Source organism: Vibrio sp. CJQ_6 (assembly GCF_043106745.1).
In the GTDB taxonomy this organism is placed as follows: Bacteria; Pseudomonadota; Gammaproteobacteria; order Enterobacterales; family Vibrionaceae; genus Vibrio; species Vibrio furnissii.
Map to the genome: position 1 here is coordinate 1 of NZ_JBICMV010000033.1, position 12,719 is coordinate 12,719.

At 37.7% G+C, this 12,719-nt stretch carries 11 protein-coding genes; all 11 read right to left on the reverse strand.

The annotated features are described in order from the left end of the window. Positions 1-84: 84 nt before the first annotated feature. The 11 genes from ACF8PK_RS17915 to ACF8PK_RS17965 all read right to left on the reverse strand — a co-directional run bounded on the left by ACF8PK_RS17915 (position 85) and on the right by ACF8PK_RS17965 (position 12,516). Positions 85-1,272, reverse strand: coding sequence for a hypothetical protein (locus ACF8PK_RS17915; RefSeq protein WP_392442840.1), 1,188 nt, complete (start codon positions 1,270-1,272; stop codon positions 85-87). Continuing rightward, positions 1,269-1,931 (reverse strand): glycosyltransferase, encoded by a 663-nt coding sequence (locus ACF8PK_RS17920; RefSeq protein WP_392442843.1) that lies wholly within the window; start codon positions 1,929-1,931, stop codon positions 1,269-1,271. The genes ACF8PK_RS17915 and ACF8PK_RS17920 overlap by 4 nt, the downstream gene beginning before the upstream one ends. Before the next feature lie 125 nt (positions 1,932-2,056). Next, positions 2,057-2,902: a glycosyltransferase family 52 gene (locus ACF8PK_RS17925; protein ID WP_392442846.1), complete on the reverse strand. Its 846-nt coding sequence runs from the start codon at positions 2,900-2,902 to the stop codon at positions 2,057-2,059. A gap of 459 nt (positions 2,903-3,361) precedes the next feature. Beyond that, on the reverse strand, positions 3,362-4,282 hold the full coding sequence (locus ACF8PK_RS17930; protein WP_392442848.1) for a glycosyltransferase family 2 protein: 921 nt from the start codon (positions 4,280-4,282) through the stop codon (positions 3,362-3,364). Then, entirely contained in the window at positions 4,269-5,603 is a 1,335-nt protein-coding gene (locus ACF8PK_RS17935; protein ID WP_392442851.1) for a hypothetical protein, read from the reverse strand. The genes ACF8PK_RS17930 and ACF8PK_RS17935 overlap by 14 nt, the downstream gene beginning before the upstream one ends. Before the next feature lie 19 nt (positions 5,604-5,622). Next, positions 5,623-6,660 carry an NAD-dependent epimerase/dehydratase family protein gene (locus ACF8PK_RS17940; RefSeq protein WP_392442854.1) on the reverse strand — a complete coding sequence of 346 codons (1,038 nt, stop codon included), beginning with the start codon at positions 6,658-6,660 and terminating at the stop codon, positions 5,623-5,625. After that, complete coding sequence (locus tag ACF8PK_RS17945; protein WP_392442855.1) at positions 6,632-8,338, reverse strand: thiamine pyrophosphate-binding protein; 1,707 nt, start codon at positions 8,336-8,338, stop codon at positions 6,632-6,634. Before ACF8PK_RS17945 ends, ACF8PK_RS17940 begins: the two co-directional genes overlap by 29 nt. A 14-nt stretch (positions 8,339-8,352) precedes the next feature. Continuing rightward, positions 8,353-9,666: a lipopolysaccharide biosynthesis protein RfbH gene (gene rfbH, locus ACF8PK_RS17950; RefSeq protein WP_392442858.1), complete on the reverse strand. Its 1,314-nt coding sequence runs from the start codon at positions 9,664-9,666 to the stop codon at positions 8,353-8,355. Beyond that, entirely contained in the window at positions 9,666-10,748 is a 1,083-nt protein-coding gene (gene rfbG / locus ACF8PK_RS17955; protein ID WP_392442860.1) for a CDP-glucose 4,6-dehydratase, read from the reverse strand. Before rfbG ends, rfbH begins: the two co-directional genes overlap by 1 nt. A 2-nt stretch (positions 10,749-10,750) precedes the next feature. Continuing rightward, a complete protein-coding gene (gene rfbF, locus ACF8PK_RS17960) occupies positions 10,751-11,524 on the reverse strand; it encodes a glucose-1-phosphate cytidylyltransferase (protein WP_392442862.1) in 774 nt (257 codons plus the stop codon). A gap of 20 nt (positions 11,525-11,544) precedes the next feature. After that, a complete protein-coding gene (locus tag ACF8PK_RS17965; protein WP_392442865.1) occupies positions 11,545-12,516 on the reverse strand; it encodes an FAD-binding oxidoreductase in 972 nt (323 codons plus the stop codon). Positions 12,517-12,719: the final 203 nt, after the last annotated feature.

The following is a 12,719-nucleotide window of genomic DNA, read 5'->3' on the forward strand; positions in this document are numbered from 1 at the left end:
TTATGAGGTGCATCTTAGCACCTCTAATCAGGTGGCCAAATTCACTATGCCACTACAATTTAAGATAATAAAATCAAAACTTAGTCAAATTAAAAGCCTAGGTCGGGTAGTACGATGCAAATCTTCGCTGGTATCTTCACTATTAATAGCATTTCTCCTGCTAAAACAAATAAAGAAGAATGTGATAAAGAACATAAAGACCGCATCAAAAATTAGATTTACGAAAAGCAAAACTATCAACACAGAAAATGGAATCATCAACCTCTTCGCGAAGTAAGAGATAGAAAAGAGAACTAAGAACAACAAAAGAATGCCGTTATCAAACAACATCTGCATATATGAATTATGTAGTACCTTACCAAAAATCTCTATACTTTTTCCGCCCCCGTATCCAAATATTATTATAGACGCATCTTCAATCATCATCGAAACAGCAGATAATTGAGCCATCAATCTGAAAATTATAGAGTTTAACTTATACGATACAGCGTTAGTCTGATAGTCATCGTTTGGCTTCAAATCAAGCACCGCACTCAGGTAAAACATCAAAAATATATAAATGATAGCAATTGCGAATGACCAAAAGTAAGCATTATACTTGATATCCTTAAATGAGTTTAAGACTGCGTACAATACAAGAAGGGTTATAATGGAAAAAGACTGACTAGCAAATATAAAGAGCACCAGTGCTGTTTTATATCTTGTAGATTTAAGTTCTGAAAAATCTAAATACATTAAAAATAAAAGAGAAGTTAACGCAAAGTAGTTTGAATCATTCAAAAAACCACTAAATCGTATCGTATTATAAATACCACTATCCCAACCAACAATCCAAAGATATACAACACCGACAAACGGGGTTGTGATTACGAATGACTTTATAATACTAAATACATCAAATCTGCTATTATTATTTATAAAAAATAGTGGTAAAAATATTGCAAAGACCTTGACCGCTTTGAAAAAAGCTTCCAATATCGTCGCTTCGTTTGTAATAGAAAGGCCACAAAAAATTATGCTCAAAAGAAAAAATAATACTAACTTAAATATCATTGGCTTAGTAAAACACACTGTTCTACATATTAAAAATAGACCAATAACTAGAACTAGAGACAACATATTTACATTAAGCCTACCAAACAACGTAAGCGTCACCAAGAAACACGAAAAAATCATGTACTCATATCTTAACTTCCCTTTATTCAATACTAATGACATAAAAAGACATAGTAAAATACCAGAAGAAGAAACTATTGCTTCAGCTGGATTCATTTATATAACCTCTTGACTGGATTAATTTCCGAGCGAATATACTTAGCAAAAACTAACCTTTTGACATGTATATAACAAGGGGTAACTATAAAACTCTTACAATAATCAAAGAAACTCTGCGAAGGTAACATTAACTTCTCATAATATTCAGTATCAACAAAGCTGTGGTCAAGACTTCTTTTGAATATAAAAGGTTCATGTGTAATATATCCCCCAGTTATTTCCACCCCTCTATATCGAATAATATCACAACCCAAATCCATTTTCTTTTGAATTGAATCTAATCCATTAGGTGTGAATACGTAATGCGCGTCACATTTCATTAAATATTCACACGAACTCAAAGAAAAGCAATAGTTATAAAACTTCGCCAATGAACGTTCGGGCTCTTCTCTAACTGAATCATAATATCCTTCGCCAGCAAGTATTGGGGATGTTTCATAGGAAAATATTTTAATTTCACATATATCTTTTATATCATTTTGCAATCTCTTTACAATCGACAATGTGTTATCATCAGAGCCATTATCGACTACTATTATTTCTTTACAAATCGTGCAGACTGATAGTATTGACATTTCAATATATGCCGAACCATTTTTTACTCTATATATTGCAGCTAAAGAAGGTAATAAATTAGATTTTTTGTTGATATTCACAAAGTTCTGTGTTGAATTCAAATCATGCTGATCTCTTGTTACAAGCCTACCCTTAAATGTGTGCTTGTATACATCTAGCTTAATAAAAGAAAGTATAAACAAAACAATCTTTTTAAAATAGGAAATCAAATTTCACCTCTTAGAATGTAATTTACTTCAATTGAGTAGGAGCTACTATCGCTTTCGATTTTTCCAAATCTATGAATGAGTCTCTTGTCAAACATGCAGCCAATAGTTACAAATTGACAGTCAAAAGAGCTATTATTATCAATAGCCCCAGTTGAAAATAGAGATACTACGACCTCAACATTAGGATCATTGTAATAAAGTTCGCTAATAACACCTGGCTCCAAAATGTCAACATTACCTATGTCGTACATAGTCGAATCTCTTGGGTGGAGTTTTAAGCACACTCTATAAGATGTATTATTAATAAAATACTCACAAATCGACTGATAAATACGTTTCTTTTCTCCTTCACTTAAAACACCATCCTCACTAAGGGGTTGCGTCAATACAACAACAGACTTATCAGATATTAATTTGGGTTTGGTAGAAAAAATCTTACATTCCCTCGCAAGGTAATCATATAAATCAATGCCGTTAACCCTTGTGGCTTTGTTATCTATCACTTTTGGAGAAGGCCTGTCATTAATTAGGTATACTTTATTAACTACGTCTGAATAGCCAAATGGTTTATAACCTAACCCAAATATTTTTTTTATTTCACTTCGGAAAGTTCTCGGCCTCTCTAAATAGTTTGCTAAGCCATCTTCTAAAAGCCTCACGTCTTCAATGCGTTTAAACAATGGAAACAAATCTAAATGATCGTGACCAAAAAAGATAATTTCACGATGGTTAAAAAATTTAGATATTTCTTTATACTTTCCATGGATATACCCATATCTAAGTAATACCTTTGAAAAAATTGATATCTTGAAAGATGAATTTAGTATCAAGTAATTTTCCATCTCGTCTTTTTTAATAATTGAAGCTAAACTACTGTAAATGACGAAAAGAGTGTTATGAGTCCCTTTATTAATATATAAATATAGACATAGTGAGTACAAACTATCTACGTAGACTATATTTTTATAATTCGAGGTGCATTTTAAATCTACTACCAATTTTCTTTGCTTTATATTATTAGACAGCATTTTTCACTACACAAGTAAATTGAAAGCTATGCTTTGATATGAATTTCAATTCAAAACAAGCTAAAAACTATAACGTTAAAAGGTTAACATCGCTAATTTGAAGTAAATTCTAATTAACACTAAAAATAAACTAATAAACATTTCCTGATTGACATTCAGATATAAAATTTCTTGTGAATAACCCATTCTATTATCTAAATAATTATCAGGTTGATTGTAATTTTGGATTAGCGATCTATATTAAACTGTAATCCGCTTAAACTCTGTAAATGTTCACTTTCGAAGTATCTTATGAGTGGTTTTTTTCACTAAAGCCATAATGACTAAGTAACTTAATTTAGATTTATAAAGATCTTGAATAAATCTAATTAAGCCAGTATATCTTAGATTAGATTTTCTTAAATTATAGATTATTACATTTGCAAAGAAAGATGCCAAAGAAGAAGAAATAAATTCCATTTTTGTAGACTCTAGATTTAATTTATCAATCACACGTATATATCGGAGTAGTAATTCCCCTCTCATATCAAATCTATCATATCTATGTATTTTATATACATCTGATTCAAGGGAAGTGCCTTGTTTACAACTACATCTATCCTCTACAATGAGGTAACCTCCTCTTGAAAGTATCTGAAGCACAAATATTTCATGAGGATATAAAATAATACTTTCTCCTGATATAGCCTTTAAGAACCCTTCAATATCAATATACCGCTTATTAAAGATTGTTCCACTCATATAGGAATGAGTAAAAGCATACTTCTCTATTGCATGGTTGCAGTCAGTCACTAGCGCTGAGGGAAAGTTATACATATTTCCATTTTCCGTGCCTACATTTGTAAAAACTACGCCAACACTATCTTTTTGATCGATTCCATTCCATATTTCATACAAACTTTCCGATTCAACAATATCTTCGTCACTCAAAAAAAACACATGATCATTACTAGCCATTTCAAGCAATTTTAAAATATTTCCGGTAAAGCCAAGGTTTTGTTCGTTTCTGTTTATTTTCAAACGTTCATCAGAAATTTTTTGTAATGAGTGCCAAGTACCATCACTAGAACAATTATCAGAAACTATTACTTCAAAGTCTAAACATGATGCTAATATTTGTTTTACGTTCTTGGTCACAGTATCGCATCGATTAAAAGTAGGGATAGCAATTGTGAGCTTCTTATGGTTTCCCATGTTCATTCCTAAAATTTGCAAAAATATATCTTGAGTGAGGATAAGAAAACAAAAGCACAACACTCGCGTATGCAATAATAAAATTACCACTTGAAGAAACTTGTCCAACTATAGGTAAAACTATAGCAACAGCGACTCCTGTTATTATTGCGTTCAATGCATGCTTCTCATATTTAAAACTTCTTATGTAACATGCGTGACCATTTATAAGATTTCTAGCAAATGTCATCATTAAAATTATAATAATAGAACTGTTAGAAAGGATGTTTTGGGAAAATGACAATTCGAAATATTTTGCGACTTGAAAAGAGGTAAATACTATGGTACTTAATAGAAAAAATCCCGTAGCTGATATTATTTGCAATCTATTAAAGTAATCATCTAATTGGCTAATATTTCCTAAGGACACCATTCTTGAAAACATTGGCATTTTTGTTGTAATCAAAGCAGCAGTGACAGATAAACATAAGTTGGAAATCTGAAATAGCAAGCCCAATTTACCCGAAAACTCCGGCCCGTAATACTTGAAAGCTAGTGGATTGACAATGTAGAACATAAAATAGCCACCTAGCCAGGAAATGCCCATTTTCCATTGCAAAGGCCAGATTTCCTTTCTCCAAGTGAGGGCTGACTTTATGCTCTTATATCTTCTGTAGTTTCTGAATGCTTGAATGAAATATCCAGTATGATTTCTAGCCACCCAAATAGAAACAAAAACGGCATTTACAAAGTTTAGAATAACTAAAGAGTATAGTGGTTCACCCAAATATAGTGTACTCCAAACTCCAAGGCTTGAAACTATTGTAGCCAGAAAAATAACTTTCTTTACTCTAGCAATGTAACCTAACCCTTCTAATATAGACACTACAATAGTAATAAAACAATTTATACTTGCGAAGATGACTAGAAGCACCCATGGATTTTTCCATATCACATCGTAGCTCTCTACAGTACTAGAAAAAAAATACAAACCAGCCGGAATTAATATAAGAACAATAAGGATACAGATAACAAGGTAAACCATTAAAGATTTAACAATTAAGCTACTCAAACGGTTTGTATATTGCTTCCTACCAAAATAATAGTTGTCTTTAACAGTTATCTTCGCCACTTCATGACTAATAAATTGCCTTACTATAGTTGACAGACCTAATTCAAAAATCATTTGAAGCCCAATTAGGCTACTAAAGGCATAATAATAACCGAGCTCAACTTCGGTTACATAGTTTAGTAGTAGAAATAGGGTTAGGGCTCCAGAAAGAGACTGCCATAACTTTTGAGCAATCGCGTAAATAGCTGCCTTATCGAAATATTTTTCCATAATGAGGATTCAACGAGCATCAGTTAACATAATATTTAATAGTTTTATCTATCGCTTCATTTAAAGTCGTATATATTCCCAAGCCCAACTCTTTCTGAGCTTTTTCAATTGCAGGAAAATAAGTATTGAAACCCAGATTCTCGGGGGCGAGGACTGACACATCCGTTCTCGTTTTAGCAATACTTTCAGCAAGCTCTTGAATAGTAACAGGCACATCGCTCCCCACATTGTACATGGAGCGGTCCTTTCCTTTTACAAGCATTGTTAGCAACCAGATAACCAAATCTGCTGCATACAAATAAGAACGAACTGTTTTCCCATTACCTTGAATAGTAATGGGTTTTCGATTAAGGCGGTCAGCTATGAAGTTACCAAACGCAAAACTCCCATCCAGCGGGAGATAAGGACCCGAAAAAGCGAAGCACCTAGCTATTACGACATCACACATTGCATGCTCTTTAAGGTATTGCTCTGCTTTGTTCTTGGACAGACCATAAACGTCTGATTCAACGATAAACTCGCCTTCAGAAAACGATTCGGTTATGCCCTCAGATACTGACGGAGGAATGCGACCATAAGCAGCACCAGAGCTGGTAAACAATAGACGCCTACAGTTCACTGATTTTGCGAAATGCACGACTTCCGCAATTCCGTCTAGTATCGTGCTTCTTGCGTCTTCTATATCAGCAGTTGAAACTGATTTGCTTGGTACATCCGTTGCTGCATGAATAATGTAATCAAACGTTGTTGTTACTGCGGGAATGTTTCGAATATCGCCGGAAACAAAACTCACACCTTTAGCATGAGCAAGATGAGGATACTCAAGAGCGAAACGATCTGGATTACGGGTCAGTACCGTTGCCTCTAGTTCTAACTCATAGTTCAAGTTCAGATGGTTGATCGCCTCTAATAGCCATTTACCAAAGAACCCTGTTCCACCAGTGATAAAAAGCTTCTTCTTTTTAAATAGTGGCAGAACAGAAGGCAGTTTACTCGCGATCAACTCCAAATCAGCTTCGTCAACTCTTCTAGTCGCTATCATTTGGGTACTGCTCATCAATTGGTTTACCGAAGGCTAAACGTGGTTTGCAAGCAGTTACACCACTGAGAGACACTTCTAACAAAAGCGGTCTAGGGTCACTCACATAACTCATAACTGCTTCTCTAAATTGACTTTCGGTCTCAACCAGTTCAGATTCAACGCCATAGGCTTGGCCAATTTCAAAGAATGAACAGGAGAACTCGTCCCAGTACGTTGGTTGATTGCGCCCCTCGAAATACATATCTTGAAAGTTTTTCACCATACCGAGCGATCTGTTGTTGAACACCAGCACGAGTACAGGAACCTTCTCCCTATTTAAGATATCCAACTCTTGGATGTTAAGTTGAACACCTCCATCACCGGATATAGAAACGGTATATTCACCGGTTGTAACTTGAATTCCTATCGCTGTAGGCAATGAGAAGCCCATAGCTCCCAAGCCACCTGAGTGATGTATCTTTTGTTTTGGTTCCAACAATAGTGAGTGTGCAACCCACATCTGGTGATTACCAACATCAGGCACATAATGAACGGTTTTTCCACTAAAGCTGTCACTCAACACCTGAATCAACTGAAACGGCGTCAAATCATACTCATGATATTCGTCGACGAACTTTTCTTGAAAAATCGATTGCACTTCGTTGCGCCAATCGCAGCAACTTACGTCGTAGTCTGCTAGCAAATAATGGCTAAAGAAGTCATTGCAAGGCGCGATAACGCCATGAGTGGATTCGATACGGTTATTGATTTGAGCTTCATCAATGTCAATTTGGATTATCTGCTTCGCACTGCGAGCAAAGTCTCCAGTGTTAGCGCCCGTTTGTCGAACATCGAGTCGACTACCTAACACGATAACTACATCAGCATTCTGCACTGCGTAGTTCGCTGCACGCGTCCCATAGGCACCTAACATACCCAAGTAACCTGGGTAATTCGATGTTTTCTCGCTCCCTTTCAAGCTCGAAACATGAGGGATACCCATGGCTGACACTTTCTTCTGCCATACATCAAATTCAGGCTCAGAGCACGCACCACCACCAATGATAAATAGCGGTTTTTTAGCCAGCTGCAATGCCTTGTCTACCTCTGAAAAGTCGTACTTTTCAGTGTTGGTTTCAAGGAAGTCAGTACTTCGAGCTAGAGCTTCAATCTCATCCAATGTTATCTCTAAATCTTCACGCTGAAGATTCATCGGAACATCAATAAGCACAGGACCGGGTCGGCCACGTCTAGCAATGTTGATGGATTTTTGGATCTCGAGCAACAGTTGTTCGACAGTGGATACTTGAACACTGTACTTTGTGATCGTTCTAACTAAGCTAACGATATCTAGCTCTTGGAAGCCCTGTTGGCGAATTGGGCGATCACCTTTCAACTCATAAGTATTGACTTGGCCTGTGATGAATAAACACGGGTAGCTATCTAACCAACAATCCGCAATACCGGTAATTAAGTTTGTGGCGCCAGGTCCGCTCGTACCTAAGGCCAAGCCGAGTTGTTGGTTATTCGTCGCTCTTGCTACGCCACCAGCTGCAAACGCTGCAGCTTGCTCATGATGGAGTGAAATGAGTTTCGTCTTCCCGATCTCATTTATGCTGTCAACGAGGTGAGCAATCATTCCACCGATAAGTTCGAAGCCTACTGTCACGTTATTATGTGAAAGTAAATGTGCTACAGCATCTGAAGCTTTCATATTCCCCAACTCTCCTAGAAACTTACACCAAAGAACTCTTCAAATTTCTCGATCACGAAATCTAAGTGTTCAGTGGACAGGCCAGGGTATACGCCAATCCAAAACGTGTTGTTCATGATCAAATCGGTATTTGTAAGTTCACCAACAACACGGTACTCGACACCTTCAAAGTAAGGTTGACGAGTCAAGTTACCAGCAAAAAGCAATCGCGTACCTATTTTGAACTGATCCATGAACTTGAGAATGTCCACACGATCGATCCCTGAATCTTCTCTGAGAGTAATTGGGAAACCAAACCAAGATGGATCAGAGTTCTCCGTCGCTTCAGGAAGAATGATAAACTCTTCACATGAAGCAAGACCATTGCGTAGATATACGTAGTTATCTTTGCGCTTTTGAACTAGCTCTTCGACACGGTCCATTTGAGCTAGACCACATGCTGCTTGCATGTCTGTGATCTTAAGGTTGTAACCTAAGTGCGAGTAGGTATATTTGTGGTCATATCCTTGAGGTAAAGATCCTAACTGCATATCAAAACGCTTCTTACAAGTATTATCACAGCCAGGCGCACAGTAACAATCACGACCCCAGTCACGGAATGATTCAACGAGCTTGCGCAGTTCTTTATCTTTCATGAATACCGCACCACCTTCCCCCATTGTAATATGATGTGCTGGGTAGAAGCTCACTGTGGCGATATCACCAAAAGTACCAACCATTTGTCCATTATAAGTTGAGCCTAGCGCATCACAGCAGTCTTCAATAAGCCACAAGTTGTACTTATCTGCTACACGACGAGCTTCGGTTAAATCAAAAGTATTACCTAGTGTATGAGCGACCATGATTGCTTTGGTTTTTTCAGACACGGCCGCTTCAATCATTTCTGGCTTGATTTGGTAGGTTGGAATATCGACATCAACAAATACAGGCACTAAACCGTTCTGAATCGTTGGGTTAACCGTTGTTGGGAAGCCTGCCGCAACAGTAATAACTTCATCACCTGGCTTTAATTGACGATCTCCGAGCTTTGGAGAAGTTAAGGCGGTTAGTGCTAGTAGATTAGCAGAAGAACCAGAAGTGGTAGTCAAGACATAAGGTACACCAAGGTATTCACCTAAGCGTTTTTCGAACGCTTCATTAAAGCGACCAGTAGTTAACCACCCATCAAGAGAAGCATCTACCATAAGCTGTAATTCTTTAGCCCCAAGAACTTTACCCGATGGAGGCACAACGCTTTCTCCTCCGATAAACATCTTAGGCGCGTATTCGATGGCCGCATATTGTGCTACTAATTCTGCTATTTGACTTCTTATTTGTTCTTTCGACATTACTCTTTACCTGCTCGTGCGGTCATATATTGTTTAATTTCATTAATTGTGTATTGGTGCATATCTTCTTTTGCAAGCCAAGCTTTTTGCCAAGAGACAATTTTGTCCAGTGTCGTATTTAGATCCCAAACAGGCTGCCAATTTAATCGCACTTTTGCTTTCGAACAATCAAGCTTAAGATAATGAGCCTCATGTGGATGCTCACCTTCACTCAAAGACCAGTTAGCCCCTTCACCCCAAAGTTCAGTTAATCGATTAACGATCCAATCGACAGGCTTTGCATCTTCGTCTCGAGGACCAAAATTCCACCCTTCAGCGAAATCGGGACCTTCAATGTAAAGCTTTTCTGCAATAGTTAGATAACCAGACAAAGGTTCAAGAACATGCTGCCAAGGACGAATTGCATGGGGGCTTCGAATTTCCACTGTTTGATTATTTGAAAATGCTTTTAACATATCTGGAATCAGCCGATCTTCCGCCCAATCACCACCACCAATAACATTACCAGCACGAACGGATGCTAAAGCACATCCATGCTGATGGTAATTTTCTTTATTAAAAAAGGATTGACGATAGGATGAAGCAACCAACTCAGCACAACCTTTACTGTTGCTATATGGGTCATAACCGCCCATTGGTTCGTCTTCTCTATATCCCCAAACCCATTCTCGATTTTCGTAACACTTATCAGATGTGATATTAACGACAGCCTTAACACCACCGACTTGCTTAACCGCCTCTAATAAGTAGACAGTACCCATAACATTAGTTGAGTATGTTTCTATTGGCTCATTATATGAAAGACGTACTAATGGCTGAGCAGCCATATGAAAAACTATTTCTGGTTTAAATTCATACATACTCTGACGCATATGAGTAAAATCGCGAATATCTCCTTCTTCTGTCTTCATACCTGCCCATACTTTCCCTTCCTCAAATAGACTAGGATTAGTCGGAGCAGAAAGAGAATATCCTTTCACTATAGCGCCCATTTCTTGTAGCCAAAGTGAAAGCCAACCGCCTTTAAAACCAGTGTGCCCAGTAATAAAAACTTTTTTACCTTGCCAAAATGTAGGATTCATTATCATTCCCAAATTTTCCAAGGTGCTTTGCCAGCTTGCCAAAGCTCTTCGAGATATACCTTATCTCTTAAGGTATCCATAGGTTGCCAAAATCCTTGATGCTCATAAGCCATAAGCTCACTATCTTCAGCTAATTGATTAAGTGGATACTGTTCCCAAACACAACTATCACCATCAATATATTTTAGTACCTCAGGAGAAAGTACAAAAAAGCCACCATTAATCATCGCGCCATCACCTTTAGGCTTTTCTTTGAAGCTATTAACTTGACCACTTTGAATATCTAATGCCCCGAATCGGCCAGGAGGATAGGTTGCAGTTAGTGTCGCCTTTTTGCCATGCGACTTATGGAAGTCAATAGTACGTGTGATATCAATGTCACCAACACCATCACCATAGGTGAAACAAAATGCTTCTTCATCTTTGATATGCTCAGCAATACGAGCTAAACGACCACCAGTCATAGAGTTGTCTCCGGTATCAACCAGTGTCACTGTCCATGGTTCTGCACGCTTACGATGCACTTTCATTTCGTTATTTTGCATATCAAACGTGACATCCGACATATGTAAAAAATAGTTAGCAAAGTATTCTTTAATTACGTAACCCTTGTATCCACAACAGATAATAAAATCATTAATACCATGAGCTGAATATTGTTTCATAATATGCCAAAGAATTGGTTTGCCACCAATTTCAACCATTGGTTTTGGCTTTACCGACGTTTCTTCACTAAGGCGTGTCCCTAAACCGCCAGCGAGAATGACTGCTTTCATTTAATTAACTCCAACTAACTTTATTTTGCGGGGGTGAAGGCATCAGAAAAAAAACAGTCCGTGGACAGTTCTTTTTGTTCAAAAATACCTTTCGCTTGCTTTATCATTTCGGGAGAGCCGCACGCGTAAACGTCAAATGGTTTCAGGCTCTCAAAATCTTGCACAACCGCATTTTGCACATAGCCAACTTTGCCCATGGTAACTGAAGTTTCCCTAGATAGGACAGGGAAGAAATGGATGTTACCTGAATCTGCTGCAATACTTTCCAACCCAGTATTGTACATTTCTGTAGAATATCTCATTCCCCAATAGATGTAGACGGTGCGAGGGTCTTTATTGCTGATTAATCGCTCAACGACAGCCTTAATGGGAGCAATACCAGTACCTGTTGCAATCATGATTAATGGTTTGTCGCCGTCTCGAACAAAGAATGTTCCCTTAGGTCCTTCCATTCGCATCAGTTGATTCACTTTTAAACCTGGATCGAATAGAAGATCCGACATCTTGCCATTCTCTACGCGGCGAATGTGCAACTCTACCTCCTTTGTAGCAGATTTGGCGTTGGCAATCGAGTAACTGCGTTTAACACCTTTGTAGTTCAAATCAACATATTGCCCAGGTAGATAATCAAACTTCGCGGTAGGAGATAAGCGGAATTTAAGTATTACGATATCTGACGTTGGGAAGGCTATGCTCGCCAATTTACAGGGCAACGTTTGCTGTTCAATATGCGCCAATTCTGGGTAGTAATTTGCTTTTAGTACCGCATCCGATTTTGCTCGAGATTGACAAGTCAGAAACTGGCCTTGAGAAATTAATTCGCCATTTTCATTTTCCACGTCACCTTGAAGCAGCTCGGCTGAACACGCTCCACAGTCGCCTGTTTTACAACTATGTTCAAGAGGGATTGACTGCTTCAGTGCATCATCAAGTAGGTTTTCTTCGCTTTTATATGTCACCCCAGCAGGCTTAATTTCGATATTGTATAGCATTTATATAGCCAAAAATTTCTCTATTTTTTCGTTAATCCATCTCAGACATTCAAACCACCTGAGACACTTTCATTCATTTTGAGACAGTTCCTTTTCACTATCTCATTGTAATTACTTGTTTTAGCCTAGTTTCCTACCCCCAATGGCTCCTTCCCAGACGTTTCGTTCTTCACATTTAGGACAGAAATAGTCGGTCTATTCCC